Source organism: Pseudomonas sp. yb_2, assembly GCF_043103905.1.
In the GTDB taxonomy this organism is placed as follows: Bacteria; Pseudomonadota; Gammaproteobacteria; order Pseudomonadales; family Pseudomonadaceae; genus Aquipseudomonas; species Aquipseudomonas alloputida.
Genome location: NZ_JBICKH010000079.1, coordinates 15,873 through 39,640, shown reverse-complemented (window position 1 = coordinate 39,640; position 23,768 = coordinate 15,873). Strand labels below are relative to the sequence as shown.

General features: G+C 63.4%; 22 protein-coding genes. 9 read left to right on the top strand and 13 right to left on the bottom strand.

Annotation, left to right across the window (positions count from 1 at the left end):
- Positions 1-73 precede the first annotated feature (73 nt).
- Genes ACF8FB_RS22200 through ACF8FB_RS22185 form a run of 4 tightly spaced genes read left to right on the top strand, consistent with a single transcriptional unit; the run spans position 74 to position 2,785 of the window.
- The gene (locus tag ACF8FB_RS22200; RefSeq protein ID WP_350298653.1) at positions 74-364 is read left to right on the top strand and encodes a hypothetical protein; all 291 of its coding nucleotides are present in this window, start codon (positions 74-76) and stop codon (positions 362-364) included.
- A gap of 3 nt (positions 365-367) precedes the next feature.
- Positions 368-1,237, top strand: coding sequence for a DUF72 domain-containing protein (locus tag ACF8FB_RS22195; RefSeq protein ID WP_392511998.1), 870 nt, complete (start codon positions 368-370; stop codon positions 1,235-1,237).
- Between the two features lie 28 nt (positions 1,238-1,265).
- A complete protein-coding gene (locus ACF8FB_RS22190) occupies positions 1,266-2,096 on the top strand; it encodes an oxaloacetate decarboxylase (RefSeq protein ID WP_392511997.1) in 831 nt (276 codons plus the stop codon).
- A complete protein-coding gene (locus ACF8FB_RS22185; protein ID WP_392511995.1) occupies positions 2,096-2,785 on the top strand; it encodes an extensin family protein in 690 nt (229 codons plus the stop codon). Before ACF8FB_RS22190 ends, ACF8FB_RS22185 begins: the two co-directional genes overlap by 1 nt.
- 2 nt (positions 2,786-2,787) lie before the next feature.
- On the opposite strand, the gene ACF8FB_RS22180 is transcribed toward ACF8FB_RS22185, so the two are convergent.
- Positions 2,788-3,408: a hypothetical protein gene (locus ACF8FB_RS22180; protein WP_019752422.1), complete on the bottom strand. Its 621-nt coding sequence runs from the start codon at positions 3,406-3,408 to the stop codon at positions 2,788-2,790.
- A 104-nt stretch (positions 3,409-3,512) separates the two neighbouring features.
- On the opposite strand from ACF8FB_RS22180, the gene ACF8FB_RS22175 reads away from it, so the two are divergent.
- Entirely contained in the window at positions 3,513-4,289 is a 777-nt protein-coding gene (locus ACF8FB_RS22175) for a class I SAM-dependent methyltransferase (RefSeq protein ID WP_392509289.1), read from the top strand.
- A gap of 23 nt (positions 4,290-4,312) precedes the next feature.
- Here the strand turns inward: ACF8FB_RS22175 and ACF8FB_RS22170 are convergent, their stop codons facing one another.
- Complete coding sequence (locus ACF8FB_RS22170) at positions 4,313-5,107, bottom strand: RHS repeat-associated core domain-containing protein (protein ID WP_392511993.1); 795 nt, start codon at positions 5,105-5,107, stop codon at positions 4,313-4,315.
- A gap of 366 nt (positions 5,108-5,473) precedes the next feature.
- Positions 5,474-6,139: a TetR/AcrR family transcriptional regulator gene (locus ACF8FB_RS22165; protein ID WP_392509287.1), complete on the bottom strand. Its 666-nt coding sequence runs from the start codon at positions 6,137-6,139 to the stop codon at positions 5,474-5,476.
- A gap of 250 nt (positions 6,140-6,389) precedes the next feature.
- Here ACF8FB_RS22165 and ACF8FB_RS22160 point away from each other — a divergent pair, with 250 nt between their 5' ends.
- Together ACF8FB_RS22160 and ACF8FB_RS22155 are read left to right on the top strand one after the other, a co-directional pair.
- Positions 6,390-7,490 carry an efflux RND transporter periplasmic adaptor subunit gene (locus ACF8FB_RS22160; RefSeq protein WP_392509286.1) on the top strand — a complete coding sequence of 367 codons (1,101 nt, stop codon included), beginning with the start codon at positions 6,390-6,392 and terminating at the stop codon, positions 7,488-7,490.
- Between the two features lie 6 nt (positions 7,491-7,496).
- The gene (locus ACF8FB_RS22155) at positions 7,497-10,562 is read left to right on the top strand and encodes an efflux RND transporter permease subunit (protein ID WP_392511991.1); all 3,066 of its coding nucleotides are present in this window, start codon (positions 7,497-7,499) and stop codon (positions 10,560-10,562) included.
- Positions 10,563-10,610: 48 nt separating this feature from the next.
- On the opposite strand, the gene ACF8FB_RS22150 is transcribed toward ACF8FB_RS22155, so the two are convergent.
- The 3 genes from ACF8FB_RS22150 to plsB all read right to left on the bottom strand — a co-directional run bounded on the left by ACF8FB_RS22150 (position 10,611) and on the right by plsB (position 14,292).
- On the bottom strand, positions 10,611-11,297 hold the full coding sequence (locus tag ACF8FB_RS22150) for a DUF4197 domain-containing protein (RefSeq protein ID WP_392511989.1): 687 nt from the start codon (positions 11,295-11,297) through the stop codon (positions 10,611-10,613).
- Positions 11,298-11,330: 33 nt separating this feature from the next.
- Positions 11,331-11,729, bottom strand: a complete 399-nt coding sequence (locus ACF8FB_RS22145; RefSeq protein WP_392511987.1) for a YbaY family lipoprotein — start codon at positions 11,727-11,729, stop codon at positions 11,331-11,333.
- Between the two features lie 76 nt (positions 11,730-11,805).
- The gene (gene plsB, locus ACF8FB_RS22140) at positions 11,806-14,292 is read right to left on the bottom strand and encodes a glycerol-3-phosphate 1-O-acyltransferase PlsB (RefSeq protein WP_392511985.1); all 2,487 of its coding nucleotides are present in this window, start codon (positions 14,290-14,292) and stop codon (positions 11,806-11,808) included.
- 233 nt (positions 14,293-14,525) lie between these two features.
- On the opposite strand from plsB, the gene ACF8FB_RS22135 reads away from it, so the two are divergent.
- Positions 14,526-14,735, top strand: coding sequence for a cold-shock protein (locus ACF8FB_RS22135; protein WP_003252255.1), 210 nt, complete (start codon positions 14,526-14,528; stop codon positions 14,733-14,735).
- A 122-nt stretch (positions 14,736-14,857) separates the two neighbouring features.
- On the opposite strand, the gene ACF8FB_RS22130 is transcribed toward ACF8FB_RS22135, so the two are convergent.
- The 4 genes from ACF8FB_RS22130 to ACF8FB_RS22115 form a co-directional block, all read right to left on the bottom strand.
- Complete coding sequence (locus ACF8FB_RS22130) at positions 14,858-15,235, bottom strand: hypothetical protein (protein WP_010952612.1); 378 nt, start codon at positions 15,233-15,235, stop codon at positions 14,858-14,860.
- A gap of 17 nt (positions 15,236-15,252) precedes the next feature.
- Positions 15,253-16,065: a putative RNA methyltransferase gene (locus ACF8FB_RS22125; RefSeq protein ID WP_003252259.1), complete on the bottom strand. Its 813-nt coding sequence runs from the start codon at positions 16,063-16,065 to the stop codon at positions 15,253-15,255.
- Positions 16,065-17,216, bottom strand: a complete 1,152-nt coding sequence (gene dapE / locus ACF8FB_RS22120; RefSeq protein WP_004574734.1) for a succinyl-diaminopimelate desuccinylase — start codon at positions 17,214-17,216, stop codon at positions 16,065-16,067. The genes ACF8FB_RS22125 and dapE overlap by 1 nt, the downstream gene beginning before the upstream one ends.
- 190 nt (positions 17,217-17,406) lie before the next feature.
- Positions 17,407-19,998 (bottom strand): glycosyltransferase, encoded by a 2,592-nt coding sequence (locus tag ACF8FB_RS22115; RefSeq protein ID WP_180689359.1) that lies wholly within the window; start codon positions 19,996-19,998, stop codon positions 17,407-17,409.
- Positions 19,999-20,117: 119 nt separating this feature from the next.
- On the opposite strand from ACF8FB_RS22115, the gene tcdA reads away from it, so the two are divergent.
- Positions 20,118-20,927 carry a tRNA cyclic N6-threonylcarbamoyladenosine(37) synthase TcdA gene (gene tcdA / locus ACF8FB_RS22110; protein ID WP_392511983.1) on the top strand — a complete coding sequence of 270 codons (810 nt, stop codon included), beginning with the start codon at positions 20,118-20,120 and terminating at the stop codon, positions 20,925-20,927.
- Between the two features lie 112 nt (positions 20,928-21,039).
- On the opposite strand, the gene ACF8FB_RS22105 is transcribed toward tcdA, so the two are convergent.
- The 3 genes from ACF8FB_RS22105 to dapD all read right to left on the bottom strand — a co-directional run bounded on the left by ACF8FB_RS22105 (position 21,040) and on the right by dapD (position 23,768).
- Positions 21,040-21,450 carry a SufE family protein gene (locus ACF8FB_RS22105; RefSeq protein ID WP_003252266.1) on the bottom strand — a complete coding sequence of 137 codons (411 nt, stop codon included), beginning with the start codon at positions 21,448-21,450 and terminating at the stop codon, positions 21,040-21,042.
- The gene (locus ACF8FB_RS22100) at positions 21,447-22,652 is read right to left on the bottom strand and encodes a cysteine desulfurase (RefSeq protein ID WP_010952615.1); all 1,206 of its coding nucleotides are present in this window, start codon (positions 22,650-22,652) and stop codon (positions 21,447-21,449) included. Before ACF8FB_RS22100 ends, ACF8FB_RS22105 begins: the two co-directional genes overlap by 4 nt.
- An 81-nt stretch (positions 22,653-22,733) precedes the next feature.
- Positions 22,734-23,768: a 2,3,4,5-tetrahydropyridine-2,6-dicarboxylate N-succinyltransferase gene (dapD, locus tag ACF8FB_RS22095; protein ID WP_004574732.1), complete on the bottom strand. Its 1,035-nt coding sequence runs from the start codon at positions 23,766-23,768 to the stop codon at positions 22,734-22,736.

The window sequence follows — 23,768 nt, the reverse complement described above, 5'->3', positions numbered from 1 at the left end:
GTTATCACTCAAGCATTAGCGACGGAACCCTGATGCTGCTAAATTGCCATCATTGGTCCTGAGTGCTCATGCCATGCGTATCGACGGTTTCTCATCGCAGTCCTACCCGCTCAAGCGCACCTCGCGCAAAGCAGCGGTGCGTGACGAGGCCATCGACGATGCCGAGGTGATCGAGGAGGCAGAAGCTGCCCCGCAGGAAGCCACCGCCCGCCGCCCTGGTGGTGGACTGCCAGTCCGCCAGCAGGACATGGTTTTCCCTCGCGCCCGTGACCGCCGCACCGCCACCGCACTGGCCAGCTACCTGAGCACTGCCGGCTTTACTGACTGGGACATGGAAGTACTGGGGCTCGACCTGTACATTTGATGGATGAACCCCTTACCACTGCCTTACTTTCTCGGTTGCCCGTCGTGGAGCGAAAACGCCTGGCGCGACTACCTGTACCCCGCTGACGCCAACAGTAACCAAATGCTTGGCTTCTACAGCCAGGTGTTCAACGCCGTCGAAGGCAACACCACTTTCTACGCACGTCCCGCTCCCGGCACCATTGCCCGCTGGGCGCAGGTCATGCCCGAGCACTTTCGCTTCACTGCCAAGTTTCCGCGGGATGTCAGCCATGAAGGCGACCTGCGAGACCAGCTTGAGCCTGCCTTCGACTTCACCCGGCTGATGGCCCCGCTGGGCCGGCGCGTATCACCCTACTGGCTGCAGTTGCCGGCCCAGTTCGGCCCGGCGCGCTTGGGTGAGCTTTGTCACTTCCTTGATCAGATTGCCGTGCCCGTGGCTGTGGAAGTGCGCAACCAGGCCTTTTTTGCCAAGGGTGACGAAGAACGCCTGCTCAACCGCCTGCTCCACGAACGCGGTGTGGAGCGCATCTGTCTCGACCCACGTGCGCTGTTCAGTTGCACCTCGCGCGACCCTGCCGTGCTGCATGCGCAGTCGAAGAAGCCCAAGGTGCCTCCGCGGCCGGCAGCCTTCAGCCAGCACCCGCAGGTTCGCTTCATTGGTCATCCTGAACTGGAGGCCAATCACACCTTCCTTAGCCCTTGGGTAGAAAAAGTCGCCGCCTGGATCGAAGAAGGCCGCAATCCCTATATTTTCCTGCACACCTCGGACAATCGCCTGGCTGCGGCGCTGGCCCAGCGTTTCCATCAACGCCTGATGGCACGCCTGCCGGGCCTGGCACCTTTGCCGGAATTGCCGCGCGCCCCTGAGGTCGAACAATTGGGGCTACTCTGACCTTTCCCTGACTGCCGGAGGTTGAACCATGGATGTGCAAACCCTGCGAGCTGAGGCCTTCAAGGCGTTACACGAGCGCGACGGCGCGTTCGTCATCCCCAACCCGTGGGATGCCGGCTCCGCCAAGTTGCTCGCCAGCCTGGGTTTCGAGGCGCTGGCTACCACCAGTGCAGGCCTGGCCTTCAGCCTGGGCCGGCCAGACGCCGAAGGCGCCTTGAGCCTGGACGATACACTGGACAATGCCGGCGAGATCGTCGATGCCACCGCGCTGCCGGTGGCCGCCGATCTGGAAAACGGCTTTGGCGACTTGCCCGAAGACTGTGCCCAGACCATTCTGCGTGCCGCCGAAATTGGCCTGGTGGGCGGCTCCATCGAAGATGCCAGTGGCCGCAGCGATGCGCCCATCTATGACTTCGGCTTGGCTGTGGAGCGCGTGCGCGCCGCTGTGCAGGCTGCGCGAAGCCTGCCATTCCCGTTCACCTTGTGTGCCCGGGCAGAAAACCTGCTGCACGGACGCATGGACCTCGACGACACCATCCTGCGCCTGCAAGCCTATGCCGAAGCCGGTGCCGACGTGCTCTACGCCCCCGGGCTGCGCACCGTGGAGGAAGTCCGTGCCGTGGTGCAGGCAGTCGCACCGCGCCCTGTGAATGTGCTGATGGGCATGGCGGGCGTGCCGCTGAGCGTCAACCAGTTGCAGGACCTGGGCGTGCGCCGCGTCAGCGTTGGCTCGTCGCTGGCCCGTGCTGCACTCGGGGCCTTCTACCAGGCGGCGCAGGAAATTCGCGATGAGGGCACGTTCGGCTACGGTGAGCAGGCAAAGCCGTTTGCCCAGCTGAACGACCTGTTCCGCCGCTGATGAGGGCATTGCTGGCGCTACTGGCCGGCCTGCTGACGGTGGCCGGCCTGGCCTGGCACTTCGGCTGGAGCCTGCCTGCCACATGGAACCCCTGGGCGCCGCTGGACGTACGCCAGCCGCCCAACCTGCTGACCCCCTACAAACTGTCGCGCCTACGCGATGACCCAACGCTGTGCCGGCAGGCGCTGGAAACCAGCCACCTGCGTTACCGGGCACAAGCCGACAGCCCGGCGTCGGCCAACTGCCCGCTGCAGAACGTATGGCGCATCGAGGGCGGCCAGGCGCGGCTGAGCAGCAGCTTTCTGGCCAGTTGCCCGGTGGCGGTGGCCTATGCACTGTTCGAAAACCATGGCTTGCAGCCGGCGGCGCAGGAGGTGTTTGGGCAACCGGTGACGCAGGTCGATCACTTGGGCAGCTTTGCCTGCCGCAACGTCTACCACCGCAAGCAGGGCAGTTTGAGCCAGCACGCCACGGCCAATGCGCTGGACATCAGCGGTTTTCGCCTGAAGGACGGCCAGCGCATTATCCTGGCGCGTGACTGGCAGGCGGGCGGGCAGAAGGCGGAATTCTTGCGTCAGGTGCAGCAGGCCGCTTGCGAGAGCTTCAGCACGGTACTGGGGCCGGATTACAACGCTGCGCACCGCAACCACTTTCACCTGGACATGGGGCGCTGGCAGATCTGTCGTTAGCCTCAGGCGTACGCGCGCACGTTGTTCAGCACCACTGGGCGCGCCCAGTGGATGTCGAACGCCAGGTCATTCTGCTGCTTGGCCAGGGTGGCGTCGTCGAACGGTTCCGGGGCCGGGTCCAGCAGGTTGCTTTCCAGCTCGGCGATGGGCAGGAACAGTGACCGTGGCGTGGGGCCAGGGCCGGGTTCGGCGATCGGCTGACCCTGGTTCATCACCACCGGGCGCAGCCAGCTGTTGTTGATGTCGAGCTGACGCTGCTGCTCGATCAGTTCCATGGCGCTGAACGGCTCGGGGGCGGGCGGCAGCAGCTTGGCTTCAAGCTCGGCCTTGGGCAGAAACAAAGGTTCGGGCGGCGCCACGATGGTGTCGTGCACCGGGCAGGCGCGCTGGGCGTCGATCAACGCCAGGGCACGGGCCCCGCCGATGGGTTCGCCGCTGTCCTGGTCGTACTGCACGAACGACTGGCTGATGCCGTCTACGGGCTCTTCCTGCTGCTCGGCCATCGCCCGGGCAAAGAAATCCTGCCACAGGTGGCTGACGCCCCCGAGTGCCTGGGTGTTGTGCTGACTGTAGTTGCCGACAGGCGACAAATAGGTCAAGCCGATGGGAAGAGTATCTGACATGGCAGTCGTGCGCGCTGTGCTCTGGCAGAATAGCGGGATATTGCCTGTATCGGCCGTGGCTGCCGATTCATTAAGGGCTTGGTTTGATTTTTCGGGTGTGAACGATGGAAGAGCAAGGCACGGGTATCAGGGTCGAGGCGATGACAGCTGAGTATGCGCAACAGGCCAGGGCGTGGGCTGAACGCCTGGGCCTGCCGCTGCAGGACGATACCGCCGCCTTCGCGGTGCAGGTGGGCGCCGACGGCTTGCAGATTCAGCAACTGGGCCCGCAGGCGCCTGGGCCGGTGCGTGTGGACTTCGTCGAAGGCCAGGCTGCGCATCGCCGCCAGTTTGGTGGTGGCAACGGGCAGATGATCGCCAAGGCTGTGGGCATTGCCCAAGGTATCCGGCCGCAGGTACTGGATGCCACGGCGGGGCTGGGCAAGGACGCGTTCGTGCTGGCCAGCCTTGGCTGCCAGATGACCCTGATCGAGCGCCAGCCGCTGATTGCCGCGCTGCTGGAGGACGGCCTGGTGCGGGCGCGAGCGGACGAAGAAGTGGGCCCGATTGTCGGGCGCATGCGTCTGCTGACCGGCAACGCCATCGAGCGCATGCGCGCCTGGGAAGGGGAGGCGCCGCAGGTGATCTACCTCGACCCGATGTTCCCCCACCGTGACAAGAGCGCCCTGGTGAAAAAGGAAATGCGCGTGTTCCGGCCTTTGGTGGGCGATGACCTGGATGCCCCGGCCCTGCTCGAAGCCGCCCTGGCGCTGGCCAGCCACCGGGTGGTGGTGAAACGCCCGCGCAAGGCACCGATCATCGACGGGCCGAAGCCGAGCCATAGCCTTGAGGGTAAGTCGAGCCGGTATGACATTTATCCGAAGAAGGCGTTGAAAAACTGATAGGGTTTTTTGAATAAGCCTTATCAATTCCAGATTAATAATTGTGTTCGGATTGCATACGCTTTTGGATCAATGTAATTGCCTGTGAAGTCGAGGTAGGTTGGCGATGGTGAGCTGATTTTTGGCCACGTATGCGATGGCTCACTAGGTATTATAAAGGGAGAGAAGGAGGTAGGGGTGACATATCGCGACTTCTTGCCTTCGACCTTTTCCAGTACCAGCGTTGTCAATTTTGACTCTTGGAGGGCAGCGTTCAAAGATCTTTCTTCACCTTTCTTTCTCAAAGTGCTGGAGCTCGCCTGTATCTCGGCACTTGCTTTATATTTTTGATAGTCAATGTGCTCTTTGAGTATTCTGTATTCTCGTTTTGTAAGATTTGGGTTCTCTTGATCCAGACGGGGTATTATGTTTTTTGCCTTATAACCGCCGAGTATAAGTTTCACCAAGGAGTACATTCCACTGGGATCCGATTTGTTTACAGGGTCATTTTCACAGTAGGCGTAAGCATTGATCCCCCCTTTTTCAAAGGGTGACAAGTTGTCTCGACTGTGAAAGCGCATCAGTCCTGGATTGAACAGGCGATGACCATTGCCCAGTAAGTAGCCTATGGCAGAGGGTAACCAGTTCTGGCCTGTGAATCGAGATAGTAAGGGGTTGGTAGGCGGGCAATTGTCATTGCCGTAAGGGCTGTAGTTGATGTTTCTCTGGCTTTTCGAGCCAATGCTGACTGTTGATTCTTGTGCGTCGGTGGCCAATAGACGTACTTGTGGAGGGGTATTTGTCGTTTCGCTTAGATTCCAGTTATTGGCGCTGAGCAATGTCTGGTGAGTACTCCCTGTATACCAGGTTGAAAGCTTATTATCCTTATAGAACAAAATCAGTCTGTGCGCTGGCATGGTGGTGCGTTCATATTAATGAGTTAGATATGAACCTACCGGGAGTTTTTCTGTTTGGCTACTGGCAGAAATGCTAGGTAGGCGCATTGGTTAAACAGGTTCGGCTGATTGGTGAATATGGCCCGTTGTGCGCCTCTATCGCGACACAAGGCCCCCTACAATGGCCTGTGTCCAACACCGATCAGTGTGTAGGAGCGGGTTTACCCGCGAATACGGTGGCGGCGGAAACGGTGAACGGCAGGTGGGAATTGGCCGGCAGGCCCGGCCCTTTCGCGGGTAAACCCGCTCCTACAGGGGGACGTGACAGGTGTTTTCAGGGTGGAAAGCCCGCAAGAATACTGCTACCACCTCTCGCACATGTGCTTCGGCCTCATCTCCCTCCAGCGGCCCCGCACAACCCAGCAGCAAGCGGTAATCTGGCGCCCCCTTGACCAGGCAGAAGAAGTGCTCCGCCGCCCTCAATGGGTTGTCGATGCGCAGCAGTCCGCGCTCATGTGCCCCGCGCAGTAGCGCTTCCATGCCTGCGAGCACGCGCTTGGGCCCGGCTTCGTAGAAGTACTCGCCAAAACTCGGGTCCAGGCTGCCCTGGGCCATGATCAGGCGGCTGAGCTTGACCGCTTCGTCACTGCTGATAAGCGCCTGGAAGTTGCGGGCAATGGTCAGCAGCACGTCTTCCACCGGCACCCCCTCGGGATACTCGAACAGCAAGTCAGGCAACTGGATCTGGCAGGTGGCCATGACCGCCGAGCAGAACAGGGTCTGCTTGTCGGTGAAGTGGCTGTACACGGTGAGCTTTGAAACACCTGCCGCCGCAGCGACCGCATCCATGCTGGTGTTGGCATAGCCAAGGCTGAGGAACAGCGCCTTGGCCGCTTCGAGAATCGCCTCGCGCTTGGCCAGGTCCTTGGGCCGGCCCGGGCCGATGGGTGCGTCGTTGAGCATTGTGGTCTGCATCTGGTTTAAGAATCCCCATCTTAACGGGTCAGCCGCGATACGGCTAAACCTAGCTCACATTTACCTGCGGCCTGCCAGCGTTCAGTTGATCGACAGGGTGGGCGTTCAGCCGCCGCTTGATCTCACCGGCGCCAGAGGGCTCCAGCCAGGTCGTCGAAAAGCCAGAGCATGCCCTTCCCGGCATCGTTGCGCTGATTTAATATACCAGCCAGTACAAATATTAAATGTGCACTCCGCGAAAGGATTCATCATGTTGCGCCATGCCTTGTCCATCGCTCTGCCCGCCGCCGCTGCCCTGCTTCTGGCGGCGTGTGGTCAGGAAGCCGCCCCACCCGCCGCGCCGCGCCCGGCGCTGGTGGTGCAGCCACAGCCGGCCGAAGCCGCTGCCGACAGTTACCCCGGCGAAGTGCGCGCGCGCTTCGAGCCGGAGCTGGCCTTCCGCATTGGCGGCAAGGTCAGCAAGCGTCTGGTGGAGGAGGGGCAGCGGGTCAAGGCCGACCAGCCGCTGGCCGAACTGGACCCGCAGGACGTGCGCCTGCAACTTGAAGCCAACCGCGCCCAGCTGGCGGCTGCCGAGGCCAACCTGGCATTGGTGCGCGCCGAACGCGACCGCTATCAGAAGCTGCTGGAACGGCAGATGGTCAGCCACTCCCAGTTCGACAACGCCGAAAACCTCTACCGCGCCGGCCTTGCCCGTCTGAAGCAGGCCAAGGCCGAGTTCGAGGTGGCGGGCAACCAGGCCGAATATGCCGTATTGCGTGCGCCGCAGGCCGGGGTGATTGCCAAGCGCCAGGTTGAAGTGGGCCAGGTGGTCGCCGCCGGGCAGACCGTGTTTACCCTTGCCGCCGATGGCGAGCGAGAAGTAGCCATCGGCCTGCCGGAGCAGCAGTTCGCCCGCTTCGCTGTGGGCCAACCGGTGAGCGTGGAGTTGTGGTCGCACCCGCAGGCGCGTTTCCAGGGGCGCATTCGCGAGCTGTCACCGGCCGCCGACCCGCGTTCGCGCACGTTCGCGGCGCGCATCGCCTTTACCACGTCCGCCGTACCGGCTGAACTGGGCCAGAGCGCCCGGGTTTTCATCGCCAAGGACGGGCTGATCCCGCTGGCGGTACCGCTGTCGGCCGTGACTGCGGAAAACGGTCAGGCCTATGTCTGGCGAGTGAACAAGGAAAGCCGCCTGGAGCGGGCGACCGTGCGCCTGGGGGCTTATGGCAGCGACAGTGTGCCGGTGCTCGAAGGCCTGGACCCGGGTGACTGGGTGGTTGCCGCTGGTGGCCATGTACTGCGCGAGGGCCAGGAGGTACGCCCCGTTGACCGCAGCAACCGTGTAGTGAACCTGACGGCCAAGGAGTAAGTCCCGATGGGTTTCAACCTTTCTGCCTGGGCGCTGCGCAACCGCCAGATCGTCCTGTTCCTGATGATCCTGCTGGCCGTCATTGGCGCCATGTCGTACACCAAGCTTGGCCAGAGCGAGGATCCGCCATTCACCTTCAAGGCCATGGTCATCCGCACCCTGTGGCCAGGCGCCAGCGCTGAAGAAGTGTCGCGACAGGTGACCGAGCGCATCGAAAAGAAGCTGATGGAAACCGGTGAGTACGAGAGAATCGTCTCGTTCTCTCGCCCCGGCGAATCGCAGGTTACTTTCATGGCCCGCGACTCGCTGCACTCCAAGGACATCCCCGAGTTGTGGTACCAGATCCGCAAGAAGGTTGCGGACATTCGCCACACCTTGCCGCCGGAGATCCAGGGCCCGTTCTTCAACGACGAGTTCGGCACCACCTTCGGCAATATCTATGCGCTGACTGGCGAAGGCTTTGACTATGCGGTGCTCAAGGACTACGCCGACCGTATCCAGATCCAGTTGCAGCGGGTCAAGGATGTGGGCAAGGTCGAGCTGATCGGCCTGCAGGACGAGAAAGTCTGGATCGAGCTGTCCAACCTCAAGCTGGCCACCCTCGGCGTGCCGCTGGAAGCCGTGCAGAAGGCGTTGCAAGAGCAGAACGCGGTGAGCACCGCCGGTTTCTTCGAGACGCCCAGCGAGCGCTTGCAACTGCGCGTGAGCGGGCGTTTCGACAGTGTCGAGCAGATCCGCCAGTTCCCCATTCGCGTGGGTGATCGCACCTTCCGGATTGGTGATGTCGCCGAGGTGCACCGTGGCTTCAACGACCCACCTGCACCGCGCATGCGCTTCATGGGCGAGGATGCCATTGGCCTGGCGGTTTCGATGAAAGACGGTGGCGACATCCTGGTACTGGGCAAGGCCCTGGAAGGCGAGTTCGAGCGCCTGGCGCATAACCTGCCTGCCGGCATGGCGCTGCGCAAGGTTTCGGATCAACCGGCGGCGGTCAAGGCCGGTGTGGGCGAGTTCGTGCAGGTGCTGGTCGAGGCGTTGGTCATTGTGCTGCTGGTGAGCTTCTTCTCGCTGGGCCTGCGCACTGGCCTGGTGGTGGCGCTGGCCATTCCGCTGGTGTTGGCCATGACCTTTGCCGCCATGCATTACTTCGGCATCGGCCTGCACAAGATTTCCCTGGGCGCGCTGGTGCTGGCCCTGGGCTTGCTGGTGGACGACGCGATCATTGCCGTGGAGATGATGGCGATCAAGATGGAGCAGGGCTATGACCGCCTCAAGGCAGCCAGCTATGCCTGGACGAGTACGGCCTTCCCGATGCTCACCGGGACGCTGATCACGGCAGCGGGCTTTCTGCCGATTGCCACCGCGGCCTCCAGCACCGGCGAATACACCCGGTCGATCTTCCAGGTGGTCACCATCGCTTTGCTGACCTCTTGGGTGGCGGCCGTGGTGTTCGTGCCTTACCTGGGTGAGCGCCTGCTACCCGACCTGGCCAAGCTGCATGCCGCGCGCCATGGCAAGGACGGCCATGCGCCAGACCCCTACGCCACCCCGTTCTACCAGCGCGTGCGACGGCTGGTGGAATGGTGCGTACGGCGGCGCAAGACGGTAATCCTGCTGACCGTTGCCGCTTTTGTCGGCAGCCTCCTGCTGTTCCGCTTCGTACCCCAGCAGTTCTTCCCGGCTTCCGGGCGCCCGGAACTGATGGTTGACCTGAAGCTGGCCGAAGGCGCCTCGCTGGCCAATACCGCCGAGCGGGTCAAGCAACTGGAGGCGCTGCTCAAGCAGCAGGACGGTATCGACAACTACGTGGCCTATGTGGGCACCGGCTCGCCGCGCTTCTACCTGCCGCTGGACCAGCAACTGCCGGCAGCCAGCTTCGCCCAGTTCGTGGTGCTGGCCAAGTCGATGGAAGACCGCGAACGCCTGCGCAGTTGGCTGATCAGCACGGTGGACCAGCAGTTCCCTGACCTGCGCGCGCGGGTCACGCGTCTGGAAAACGGCCCACCCGTGGGCTACCCGGTGCAGTTCCGGGTCACTGGCGAGCATATCGAGAAGGCCCGCGCACTGGCCCGTGAAGTGGCTGACAAGGTGCGCGAGAACCCGCATGTGGTGAACGTGCACCTGGACTGGGAGGAGCCCAGCAAGGCGGTGTTCCTCGAAATCGACCAGGACCGCGCCCGTGCGCTGGGCGTGAGCACTTCGCACCTGGCCAGCTTCCTGCAAAGCTCGCTGATCGGCACCACGGTCAGCCAGTACCGCGAGGACAACGAGCTGATCGAGATCCTGCTGCGCGGCACCCTCCAGGAGCGCAGCGAGCTGGCCAATCTGGGCAGCCTGGCGTTGCCCACCGACAATGGCCAGAGCGTGGCGCTGTCGCAGGTGGCGACCCTGGAGTACGGCTTTGAAGAAGGCATTATCTGGCACCGCAACCGCTTGCCGACGGTGACCGTGCGTGCCGATATCTACGACCAGGAGCAGCCTGCGACGCTGGTGAAGCAGATTTTGCCGACCCTGCAGGAAATTCGCGCCAAGCTGCCCGATGGCTACCTGCTGGAGGTGGGCGGCACGGTGGAGGACTCCGAACGTGGGCAGAAATCGGTGAATGCCGGTATGCCACTGTTTATCGTGGTAGTCCTGAGCTTGTTGATGATCCAGCTGCGCAGTTTCTCGCGCACGGTGATGGTGTTCCTCACCGCGCCGCTGGGGCTGATCGGTGTGACCCTGTTCCTGCTGGTGTTCCGCCAGCCGTTCGGCTTTGTCGCCATGCTTGGCACCATTGCGTTGGCGGGAATGATCATGCGCAACTCGGTGATCCTGGTGGACCAGATCGAGCAGGACATAGCAGCGGGGATGGAGCGTTGGCAGGCGATCATCGAGGCAACGGTGCGGCGCTTCCGGCCGATCGTGCTGACCGCGCTGGCGGCGGTGCTGGCCATGATCCCGTTGTCGCGTAGTGTGTTCTACGGGCCGATGGCGGTGGCGATCATGGGCGGGCTGATCGTGGCCACGGTGCTTACACTGCTGTTCCTGCCGGCGTTGTATGCGGCGTGGTTCAGGGTGAAGAAGGGCTGAAGGCCGCAGGGGGAGGGCTTAGCCCTCCCTTCGCGGGTAAACCCGCTCCTACATCGCGCCGAAGACCTTCTTGGCCAGGCTGGTAGCCGCCGCTGCCGGGTTCTGGCGAATGTTCTGCTCCTGTTTGCCGATCATCTCGAACAGGCCATCCAGCGCCTTCTCGGTCACGTAGTTCTCGATATTGGCGTCATCCTTGACCAGCCCCAGGCCTTTGGCCTGGGCGGCGAAGGCATTGTACTGCTGGGCCACGCCAACCTTGTCGGTGGCCTGCTTGACGATTGGCAGGAACTTGGCGCGGATCTGCTCGCGGCTGCTCTTGTTCAGGTACTGGGTGGCCGAGTCGTCACCGCCGCTGAGAATGCCCTTGGCATCGGTCACGCTCATGTTCTTCACGGCATCCACCAGAATCGCCTGGGCCTGCGGCACGGCGGCCTCGGCGGCTTTGTTCATGCTGGTTTCCAGGGCTTCGACCTGTTCACCCTTGCCGAACATCTTCATCGCCTTGGCGGCTTTGCCCAGGTTGCCTGGCAGCTCGATGCGCACGTCCGGGTTGTTGCTGAAGCCGCCTGGGGTGCTCAGTTGCTTGACGGCCAGTTGCGCACCTTGGGTCAGGGCATCTTTCAGGCCGCCGGTGGCATCTTTCTGGCTGAGGTCGCCCAGCGACAGGGCCAGGGCACTGGCCGACAGCAGCAGGCCGGCGCACAGGGTGGTGAAGCGCAGGGAAGTGCGGATCATGAAGCTTTCCTTGTAAACGGATGAGTACGGGTATCAGCGAACCTGATCTACCTTGATGCGTACCGATTGCGGGTCACTGCCATCGAGCGCGACACCGTGGTGTTCGGTATTGATGAACAGCAACTTGCCATTCAGCTCAATGCGCGCACTTACCGCATAGCGCTGGCCAGGCTTGACCTGCGCGGGGTCATAGGTGAGATGGAACGGCAGCGGCACGTTGCCTTTGACCGGGCCGGCCTGGCGCGCCAGGGTCACGGCAGGGGCGTCCATCAGCGACACATCCTGCAGTTCCACGCTCAGGGTGGCGGCAGGCGGCAGGGCAATGCGCTGCAGGTAGAAGACTTCACCGTCCAGGCTGGCCTGGTTGGGTGGGGTTTGGCTGGAGCAGGCTGCAAGCAGGGATGCGCAACACAGCATAAAGAGCTTTTTCATGGAATCTCCGGTGTCCTTGGAGCTGGCTTGTGGCCAACCCCACGGACTTTAGCGGATTTTGCCGACCGATGAACCGTTAGAGGGTCGAAGTTTCCAGCCCGTCGTCACGGTGCAGGGCCACCTGGCGGATCGACAGGCGCAGCTCGGCCGACAGTACTCGCTTGGCCACGCCCTCGGCCAGCTCGCCGAGCTTGTCGTGATAACTCAGCTTGCCTTGCGCGTCGGCGTGCAGCACGCCTTGCTGAAGCAAGGTCTGAATGAAGTGGCGGAACAGCGTCTTGTCGAAGAACTCCGGTGCGTTCAGGCCATGCAGGATCGACAGGCGCTGGGCCATCATCACGCACAGGTCTTCCAGCGCTTCGGCGCTCAGGCTGTTCTGCCCGCTGTTGATCAGCAGCGAGGTTGCCATGTAGAAGCGCTGCAGGGTCTGGGTGATGGTGCGGGCGAGCAGGGTCAGCAACACGAACTGCCGCGAGCTGGGCGCCGGGCGCACGTACAGGTCGTTGTCCTGGCGCAGCAGGCCCTGTTCCACCAGCGCGACCAGCCATTGGTCGATGACCTCGTCCAGCTGTTCTGGCGTCCAGCGCAGGAACAGTTCGGCCTGTAGGTAGGGGTAAAGCGCGTGCACATACTGGCCCAGCAGTTCACGGCTCATGCGTGAACTGCTGAGGAAGAAGCTGGCCAGCAGCGCCGGCAGGGCGAAGATGTGCAGCACGTTGTTGCGGTAGTAGGTCATCAGCACCGCGTTGCCTTCATCCAGGTAGAGGATGCGGCCCAGGGCGTCCTTCTGCTCGGCCACCAGGTTCATGCTGCGCACATGTTCGATCAGTGCCTGGCCGTCGCCCTCGGGCAGGGTGGTGTGCGGCGAGTAGGGCACTTGGCGCAGCAGCGCCAGGTACAGGTCGAGTACGCGGATCAGGGCGCGCTCGTCCAGGGCAAGGCGGCTGGTCGACAGCAGTGCCAGGGCCACCAGGTTGACCGGGTTGATGGCGGCCGCCTCGTTGAGGTGACGGGCCACGGTTTCTCCCAGGCGGGCGGTGGTGGCGTTGAGCCAGTCCGGCCGGTACTGCGGACCGTGATCCTGTTCACGCCAGCCGGGCTGCTGCTGGTCGAGGAAACCAGCCAGGCGGATGGGTTCGCCGAAGTTGACGTAGACCTGGCCAAAGCGCTGCTTGAGTGCGCCGAACACCTTGAAGATGTCCAACACCGACTCCTTCTTCTTGCTGGCGCCGCGCAGTTCGCCCAGGTAGGTACGGCCTTCGAGCACGCGCTCGTAGCCGATGTACACCGGCACGAACACGATTGGCGTACGCGACGAACGCAGGAAGCTGCGCAGGGTAATGGCCAGCATCCCGGTGCGCGGCTGCAGCATGCGCCCGGTGCGCGAGCGGCCGCCTTCGACGAAGTACTCGACCGGGAAGCCCTTGGTGTACAGGGTATGCAGGTACTCATTGAACACCGCCGTGTAAAGCGGGTTGCCCTTGAACGTGCGGCGCATGAAGAAGGCGCCACCACGGCGTAGCAGGTTACCCACCACCGGCATGTTGAGGTTGATGCCTGCAGCCACGTGCGGCGGAGTGAGGCCGTTGCGGAACAGCAGGTACGACAGCAGCAGGTAGTCGATGTGGCTGCGGTGGCATGGCACGTAGATCACTTCATGGCCAGGGGCGATACCCTGCACCTGTTCGATGTGGTTGACCTTGATGCCGTCGTAGATCTTGTTCCAGAACCAGCTGAGCACCACTTCGAGGAAGCGGATGGCGGTATAGGTGTAGTCCGAGGCTATCTCGTTGCCATAGCGCAGTGCCTGGGCCTCGGCTTTGGCCAGCGGCAGGTTCTCGCGCTGCGCTTCGTCGGCAATCGCCTGGCGCACTTGCGGGGCATGGACCAGGCCTTTGACCAGGGTGCGTCGGTGCGAGATGTCCGGGCCGATGACGGCAGTCTTGAGGTTGCGAAAATGCACGCGCATCAGGCGCTGGGCCATGCGCACGGTGCGCTCGTGGCCTTTGTTGTGCTGCACCAGTTCGCGCAGGTGGATTGGCGCGGAGAACTGTACCCGGGTCTTGCGCCCCAGGATCAGTACGGTCAGCAGCCGGCGCAGGCGCCCGGTTACCGCCCAGCTGTCGGCGAACAGCAGCTTCCAGGGGCTGGACTCGCTGGCCGGGGTCTGGCCCCAGAACACGCTGACAGGAATGATCTGCGCATCTTCTTCGGCATGCTGGCTGACGGCAGCCACCAGGCGCTCGAGCGTGGGCGGGGCGCCGCTTTTGTCCTGGCGGCCGAGCCAGTCCGGGTCGGGGGTCAGGTAGAAGAACGCGGCGGGTTCCTGCAGTGGGCCGACGGCTACCGGCAGCACCGGGCGCGGCAGCCCCGCCTTGGTGCACTCGTGGTCGAGCACGGCCAGGTCGGTGAGCGCGGGCGAGGGCAACGCATAGAACACCGGCCGGCTGCGGTCGAGGTTGAGGGTCATGGAAGACTGGTTGATGGTCTCGGAGCGCACCCACAGGTACAACAGGCGACGCAGGCCGCCGAATATCAGGCGGTGCAGGGGGGAACGGGTCATGGGGTGTGTGCCCTGGGTGTGATTTTCAGGTGAGTATTCTGCTATTTAGTCTGCCGTATCGGCGTAAGTTCAGCAAAATTCGGCCAACGACGGGACCGTCATCAATTTTTTTTGTTCTGTGTCATATACTCGGCCTGCCACTTGCAGGATATTTCGGCAAGCGGCGTTGGCACGGGGCAGGTGACCTCGTGCCTGCAAGGCGATCTTCACAATAAAAATCCGGAGTAGTTCAGATGTCGTCTCGTGAGACTGGGAATGTAAAGTGGTTCAACGATGCCAAGGGTTATGGCTTCATTCAGCGCGAAGGTGGTGCGGATGTGTTCGTCCACTATCGGGCGATCCGCGGTGAGGGGCATCGTACCCTGGTCGAAGGGCAGCGGGTGGAGTACGCCTGCGTGCAGGGCCAGAAAGGCCTGCAAGCCGAAGACGTAGTGGGCCTCTGAGCCTCTGGTTTCAAGCCGTAGGAGCGGGCTTGCCCGCGAAGCAGCCACCACGGTGGCTGCCACGGGCATAGCCCGTATTCGCGGGTAAACCCGTTCCTACAGAAACGAGCAAGCCTGCCGTTTCATGATGTACGCCAGGTGATTTCCTCTTCACCGTCGGCGCTGATGCGGACCCAGCGGTCAGCATCTTCTTCCCCGTCTTCCTCGACCCAGCCACCCGGCGCGCAGCGCACTTCCACACCCAGCGCGGCAAATGCGGCGCGGGCGCAGGCAACGTCATCGGCCCACGGCGTCTGGTCGCTTTCCAGATACAGGCTGTTCCATTTCCCTACAGCCTTGGGTAACCAAGTGACCGGAATGTTACCGGCCTGGCATTTGAAGGTATGGCCTTTCTGCTTCCACTCGGTGCACGGGCCGATTGCCTGGGCGAGCCACTCGGCAATCTGCTTGTGGTCGACGTCGGCGTCCTTCAGGTAGATCTCGATATCAGGTTGACGCATAAGGGCTCCGGGTGTGCTCAGTCTTGGCGCACGAAATAGTCATAACGCATGGAAACCGTGACCTCGAACGGCTCGGGCTGGTCGATCACCCGGGCACGTTTTTCGGCGCTGGCGCGCCAGCCGTGTGGGGTCATGGCCAGCAGGTCGGCGCGGGCCTTGGGCGCGGCCAGGCTCAGGCGGAACTCGAGGGTTTCGCTGTGGGCGTGGGCCATGCCTTCAGGGACCAGGGCCAGGTGCTTGTCGTCGGCGTAAGGGCGTACTTCATCGTAGAGCACTTCACGCAGTTCCATCAGGTGGCCGCTGGTGGGGCCGACTCGCATCAGGCCGCCGCCGGGGCTGAGCAAACGCTTGGCCTCGGCCCAGTCCAGCGGGCTGAAAACGCTGGCGATGAACTGGCAACTGGCGTCGGTCAGCGGCACGCGGGCCATGCTGGCGACCATCCAGGTGACCGCCGGTGCTCGGCGGCAGGCACGCTTGACCGCTTCGCGGGAGATGTCCAGCGCATAGCCGTCGGCGGCTGGCAAGGCCTGGGCGATCTGTGCGGTGTAGTAACCCTCGCCGCAGCCGATGTCCAGCCAGGCGCCAGGCTGGCGCTCGGCGGCCAGCTCGGCCAGGCGGCGGGCGACCGGCGCGTAATGGCCGGCGTCGAGAAAGTCGCGGCGTGCCTCGACCATCGCCTGGTTGTCACCGGGGTCGCGGCTGTTCTTGTGCTGCACCGGCAGCAGGTTCAGGTAACCCTGGCGGGCGCGGTCGAAGCGGTGGCCGGCCGGGCACACCACTCCATTGTCGAGCCGGCTCAGCGGCGCCTGGCAAAGCGGGCAGGCAAGCATCAGGCGAGCAACCGGACCAGGGTCTGGTAGTAGATTTCGGTCAGCAGATCGAGGTCGCTGGCCAGGATCCGCTCGTCAACCTGGTGGATGGTGGCGTTGACCGGGCCGAGTTCGACCACCTGGGTGCCCATGGTTGCGATGAAGCGGCCATCGGAAGTGCCGCCGCTGGTGGAGGGCTGGGTATCGCGACCGGTGACGCCCTTGATGCTGGCCGCCACGGCGTCGAGCAGCTCGCCTGGTTCGGTCAGGAACGGCAGGCCCGACAGTGCCCAGTCGACCGACCAGTCCAGTTCATGCTTGTCGAGAATCGCCGACACTCGGGCCTGCAGGCCTTCGACGGTGGACTCGGTAGAGAAGCGGAAGTTGAACAGCGCGGTCAGCTCGCCCGGGACCACGTTGGTGGCGCCGGTGCCGGAATTGAGGTTGGAGATCTGGAAGCTGGTTGGCGGGAAGAACGCATTGCCTTCGTCCCAGTGCTCGGCAGCCAGTTCCGCCAGGGCCGGGGCGGCCAGATGGATCGGGTTGCGCGCCAGGTGCGGGTAGGCCACATGGCCCTGTTTGCCGCGTATGGTCAGCTTGGCGCCCAGCGAACCGCGGCGACCGTTCTTGACCACGTCACCCAGCAAGGTGGTGCTGGACGGTTCGCCGACGATGCACCAGTCCAGGCGCTCGTTGCGCGCTTTCAGGCGCTCGACCACCGCTTTGGTGCCGTGGTGGGCGGGGCCTTCCTCGTCGCTGGTGATCAGAAACGCGACCTTGCCGCGGTGGTTCGGGTAGTCCTGCACGAAGCGCTCGCTGGCGATGACCATGGATGCCAGGCTGCCCTTCATGTCGGCGGCGCCACGGCCGCAGAGCATGCCGTCGGCGTCGATCAGTGCCTCGAAGGGTTCATGCTGCCATTGCTGGACCGGGCCGGTAGGCACCACATCGGTGTGGCCGGCAAAACACAGTACCGGGCCGTCCTGGCTGCCGTGGGTGGCCCAGAAGTTGTCGACGTCTTCAATGCGCATCGGCTCCAGCTGGAAACCGACGGCGCCCAGACGGTTCATCATCTGCGCCTGGCAATCGGCGTCGACGGGGGTGACCGAGGGGCGACGGATCAGGTCGCAGGCCAGTTGAAGGGTAGGCGAGAGCTCGGCAGGGGCCGTCATGGGGGACTCCGGGGCAAGGCAAGGCGGGGAAATCTGAGGGGCGTTATCTTATATCAAATGGTTTCGGGCAGCACGGCCCAATCGCGGGCACGCCCGCTCCCCCAGGTACCGCACAGCTCTGAATGCCTGTGCCAGGCCTGTGGGAGCGGGCGTGCCCGCGAATGGGCTGCACAGGTCAGCCCAGGCAACTTCAAGCCTGCTGCGCTTCGGCAGCCTTTTCTGCGGGCTTGGGCAACGACGACAGGAACGCCATCACCAGCGCTGCCACATAAGGCAACGACTGCACCAGCAACATTGCCACCCAGAAGCGCATGTCCGAGCTCGGCAGCCCCTGAACCAGGTAGATGCCCAGCGCCGCGCCCCATAGCAGCAACATGATGAACAGCTCTTCACGGGCTTCGGAAATCGCCACCAGCAACCCGTGGCTGTCAGCGTTCTTCGGCGTGCGGAAGAACGGCATGCTGCTGGTGAAGAAACCATACAGTACCGCCTTGGCGATGGTGTGCGACAGCGCCAGCCCGGCCAGCGCAGCTGCGAAGGCATCCTTGAGGTTCACCCCCACCGCTCGGCGGTACAGGAAGATGATCTTGCCGACCTTGAAGAAGAACAGCGCCAGCGGCGGGATGGCGAAGATCATCAGGGGCGGATCGACCCGATGCGGCACGATGATCATCGCCGCCGACCACAACAGCGCGCCGATGGTGAAGAAGATGTTCATGCCATCGGCGATCCACGGTAGCCAGCCGGCCAGGAAGTGGTAGCGCTGGCCGCGGGTCAGCTGGCTGCCTTTGCCGCGCAGCAGCGCGCCGGCGTGGTGCTTGATGATCTGGATGGCGCCGTAGGCCCAGCGGAAGCGTTGCTTCTTGAAGTCGATGAAGGTGTCGGGCATCAGGCCCTTGCCGTAGCTGTTGTGGGCGTAGGCCGCGGACAGGCCTTTCTCGAACACGCGCAGGCCCAGTTCGGCGTCCTCGCAGATGCACCACTCGGCCCAGCCCAGTTCTTCCAGCACACTGCGCCGGGTCATGGTCATGGTGCCGTGCTGGATGATCGCGTCACGGTCGTTGCGGGTGACCATACCGATGTGGAAGAAGCCCTTGTATTCGCTGTAGCACAGCTTCTTGAAGGCGCTTTCGTGCTGGTCACGGTAATCCTGCGGTGACTGCACCACGGCAATTTTCGGGTCGGCGAAGTGCGGCACCATGTGCTTGAGCCAGTTGCGGTCGACGCAGTAGTCCGAGTCGATTACCGCGATCACTTCGGCGTCCTTTGCCGTGTGCGGGATCAGGTAATTCAGCGCGCCACCCTTGAAGCCGGCCAGTGGCGCGACGTGGAAGAACTTGAAGCGCTCGCCAAGCTTTTCGCAGTGGGCCTTGAGCGGCTCCCACACGGCCGGGTCCTTGGTGTTGTTGTCGATCACCAGCACTTCGTAGTCGGGGTAGTCCAGGGCGGCCAGGGCGTCCAGGGTCTGTTTCACCATCTCAGGTGGCTCGTTGTAGCACGGCACATGCACCGACACCTTGGGCCGGTAGGCACTGTCGGCCTGCACGGGCAGGAATTCGCGTCGGCGCTTGTGTATCCAGACCGCCTCGGCCAGTTCGTGGGCCTCGGTGAGCAGCACGATGAACACGCCCAGCGCGCCGAGGGCCAGCAGCACGCCCACGGTCAGGCTGAACCAGGTGCTGTATTGCTGGCTGTAGTCGTAGGCGATCCACACCAGCACCGACCCGCACAGGAAAGTGATGAACGTCAGGAAGGTACGGCCACGCTGGCGCAGGGCCGAGCCATCGATGAACAGCACCATCAGGGCGATCATTGCCAGCACCACCGACGCCACTGCCAGGGCCCGCCACTGCGGGATCGCCACCACAGGGCCGTCGAAGTTGAACTTCTGCTGGCGTTCGGCGTTGTAGACGCCCCAGTAGGCGCCTACCGACCCTTCGTCGCTGGCCTTCCAGGGTTGGTCATAGGCTTCAATGACAAAGTAGTTGTAGCCACGGCGGTTGAGGGTATTGACCAGGGTGCGCAAGTAGATGGCCTGGTCGGCCTGTGTGGCATCGGCACCACCGCGCATGCGGCCGTTGCTCGGCCAGCCGACTTCCGACAGCAGCAGGGGTTTGCGCGGGAACTGGTGCTTCAGTTCACGGGCGCGGTCGAGGACGAACTCGACCGAATCCTTCATCGGCACGAACTCCCAGTAGGGCAGGATGTGCGCGGCAATCAGGTCGACGTGCCTGGCCAGCTCAGGATGTTCCTTCCAGATGTGCCATTGTTCACTGGTGGTCACGGGCACCTTCACGGCTGCGCGTACGCGGTCCAGGTATTTGATCAGGTTTTCCGGTGTGACCTCTTCACGGAACAGCGCCTCGTTGCCGACCACCACCCGCACCACGCTGCGCGACGTGTTGGCCAGCTGGATGGCCGTGGCGATTTCACGTTCGTTGCGCTCCAGGTCCGGGCTGATCCATATCCCCAGCGTCACCCGCAGGCCGAACTCCTCGGCCAGGCGCGGGACGTCGGCCTGGGTGCCTTCCACGGTATAGATACGGATGCTGTCGGTCAGTTTGCTCAGTTGCTCCAGGTCCTGGCGCATTTCGTCGTCGGTGGGGTACTGCCCCTTCTGTGGGCTTTCGCCCAGGCGGAACGGCGAATACGAAAAGCCAGAGATCTGTTCTGGCCAGGCGGGGGCGGAGACCGGGCGGTTGATCAGTGCCCAGAACCCGGTGAACAGTGCGGCGATGGCCAGCACCACTACCAGGTTCAGGCCGAATTTACGTGAAGACATCGTCGTCCATTCATGTGGAAGTGATAGGACATTAAAGCAGGGTTGGTAGTCTCTTTCCTAACGATGCAGGTCAAGGGTTCACTGGCATATAATGCGCGCCGGTTTTTTGGGGTATGAACATGAGCACAGAAGATCCACGCTTTGCCGGCGTTGCCCGGCTGTATGGCGACCAGGGGCTGCAACGTCTGGGCCAGGCCCATGTGGCTGTGGTCGGTATTGGCGGGGTGGGCTCGTGGGTGGCCGAAGCCCTGGCACGCAGCGGCGTAGGCGAGATTACCCTGTTCGACCTGGACGATGTCTGCGTCAGTAACACCAACCGCCAGGCCCATGCGCTGGAAGGGCAGGTGGGGCGGCCCAAGGTCGAGGTCATGGCCGAGCGCCTGCGGGCGATCAACCCAGGGTGTACGGTGCATGCGGTGGCCGACTTCGTCACCCGCGAGACCATGGCCGAGTACATCACCGAGCACCTCGACTGCGTGATCGACTGCATCGACAGCGTCATGGCCAAGGCGGCGCTGATCGCCTGGTGTCGCCGGCGCAAGATTGCCATTGTCACTACCGGTGGCGCGGGTGGGCAGATCGACCCGACGCAGATCCAGATCGCCGACCTGAACAAGACCTTCAACGACCCATTGGCTTCACGGGTGCGTTCCACCCTTCGCCGCGACTACAACTTCTCGCGTAATGTCAGCCGTAACTATGGCGTGCCGTGCGTGTTCTCCAGTGAACAGCTGCGTTACCCCAAGGGTGATGGCAGCGTTTGCCTGCAGAAAAGCTTTGTCGGTGAAGGTGTGCGGCTGGACTGCTCGGGTGGCTTTGGCGCGGTGATGATGGTGACTGCGGCCTTTGGCATGGTAGCGGCGAGCAAGGCGATAGAAAAACTGGTGGCTGGAGCGCGCCGGCCGTCGGAACGGGTCAAGCCTGAATAAGACCGCGTGGGTTTCTTCGCGGGCCTGCCCGCTCCCACAGATACTGCATCTCTTCCAAGCATGATGCCGTACCTGTGGGAGCGGGCGGGCCCGCGAAGCAACCAGCGCCGATTCAGCGGTTGGACGCCAACTCCGCCATCCGCTGCAACACCGCATGCAGCCCATTGCTGCGCGACGGCGACAATTGGCGCTCCAGCCCGAGCTGGGTAAACCACTCGCGCAGATCAATCCCGGCCAGCTCCTCACTGGCCAGTCCCTGCACCCGCACCAGCAACAGCGCCAGCAGCCCACGCAACAAGCGGGCATCGCTGCTGGCCTTGAACCGCCACACGCCCTCGATCTGCTCGGCCACCAGCCATACCAGGCTCTCGCAGCCATGCACCCGGTTGGCCTCGGTCTTTTCGGCGTCTGCAAGCGGCTCCAGGCGGTCACCCCACTGCATCAACAGCCGCGCACGCTGTTCCCAGCCTTTGCCCTGTTGAAACGCTTCCAGCGCTTGGTGCGCCTGTTCCGGCAGGCTCATCGCAACAGCTCCAGGCCTTGGTCCAGCGCGTCGAAGAAACGCTGCACGTCATCGCTGTCGTTGTACAAACCCAGCGATACCCGTATCGCGCCTTCCAACCCCAGCCCCTTCAGCAGTGGCATGGCGCAGTGGTGACCGGCACGCACGGCAATGCCCTGTTCAGTCAGCAAATGAGCAATATCGGCGTTGTGCACGCCCTCGATGACGAAACTGGCCAGGGCCGTCTGCGGTGCGCCCAACACCCGCACGCCCTCGCGGTCGCCCAGGCCACGCAGCAGGTGCTGGTGCAGGCTGGCTTCATGCGCTGCGACCGCATGGGCATCGAGGCTGGCCAGATAGTCCAGTGTCGCGCCCAGACCGATCACCCCGGCAATCGGCGGCGTACCCGCTTCGAAGCCCAGGGGCGCGGGACGGAAGCTGGCGCTGTGGTACTCGGCCAGCTGCACCATCTCGCCACCGAACTGCCAGTGGCGCAACAGCTCCAGGGCCTGGGCGCGGCCATAGAGCACGCCGACGCCGTCCGGACCGTACAGCTTGTGGCTGGAAAACACATAGAAGTCGCAGCCCAGTTGCTGCATGTCCTGGCGACCATGCACCACGCCCTGGGCACCATCGACCACCGTCAGCGCGCCTTGGGCGCGGGCATGGGCCAGCAGCGCTGGCAGCGGTTGCCAGGTACCCAGCACGTTGGACAGCTGGCTGATGGCGAGCACTCGGGTGCGCGGGCCGATCAGTTGCAGTGCCTGGTCCTGGTCGATACGACCATGGGCGTCCAGTGGCAGCACCACCAGGTGCAGGTTGCGCCGGTGCGCCAGCTGTTGCCAGGGCAGCAGGTTGGCATGGTGCTCCAGGGCACTGATGGCAATTTCGTCACCGGCTTCGAGGCGGTGCTCCAGGCCATAGGCCAGCAGGTTCAGTGCCGAGGTGGCGCCGTGGGTGAACACGATCTGCCGCGAGTCTGCGGCATTGAGCCAGGCGGCGACCTTGTCGCGGCTGGTTTCGAAGGCCTGGGTCGCCAGCGCACCGGGCAAATGCTGGGCACGGTGCACGTTGGCCGCGCCATGGCCGTAGTAATGGCTCAGGGCATCGAGCAAGGCTTGCGGCTTCTGGGTGGTGGCGGCGCTGTCCAGATAGGTCTGGTGCTGCCGTTGCAGGGCGGCGATGGCGGGGAAGTCGGCACGCCAGGGAGAGGGCTGGAACATGTTTGCGAGGCCTGGAATGAAAATCGGGTCTGGTGCATTGGCGCCAGACCCGATCTTAACACCTCAAACCCGGCAGGGTTCTCAGTTGTGAGCGTGCAGCGCTTCGTTCAGCTCGATGGCCGACTTGTGGGTCTTGCACTCTACCGCGCCGTTCAGCGAGTTGCGGCGGAACAGCAGGTCGGTCTGGCCGGCCAGGTCGCGGGCCTTGACCACTTTGACCAGTTCGTTGTTCTCGTCCAGCAGGTTGACCTTGGTGCCCGCGGTGATGTACAGGCCGGCTTCGACGGTGTTGCGGTCGCCCAACGGAATACCGATACCGGCGTTGGCGCCGATCAGGCAGCCCTCGCCGACTTTGATGACGATGTTGCCGCCACCGGACAGGGTGCCCATGGTCGAGCAGCCGCCGCCCAGGTCCGAGCCCTTGCCGACGAATACGCCAGCGGAAACGCGGCCTTCGATCATGCCCGGGCCTTCGGTGCCCGCATTAAAGTTGACGAAGCCTTCGTGCATGATGGTGGTGCCTTCGCCAATGTAGGCGCCCAGGCGCACACGGGCGGTGTCGGCGATGCGCACGCCGGCCGGGACCACGTAATCGGTCATTTTCGGGAACTTGTCCACCGAGAACACTTCCAGCAGCTCGCCCTTCAGGCGTGCTTCCAGTTGCAGCTCGGCCAGTTCGCCCAGGTCGACCGCGCCCTGGTTGGTCCAGGCCACGTTAGGCAGCAGCGGGAAGATACCGGCCAGGCTTACGCCATGCGGCTTGACCAGACGGTGCGACAGCAGGTGCAGCTTGAGGTAGGCCTCTGGGGTCGAGCTCAGGGCAGCGTCTTCGGCCAGCAGGGTGGCGACCAGCGGCTTGTGGCTCTCTGCCAGGCGGGTCAGCAGGGCGGCCTGGGCAGCGTCCACGCCTTTCAGGGCTTCGGCCAGTTGTGCGGCCTGGGCGTTGCTGAAGGCGATGGCCTGGTTGCCACCTTCGTAACCGAGAACAGGGGCTACTGCAGCAACCAGTTCGGCGCTCGGGTTGAGCAGCGGTTGTGCGTAGAACACTTCCAGCCAGGCGCCCTGGCGGTTCTGGGAGCCGACACCGAAGGCCAGGCTGAACAGGGTATTGGACAT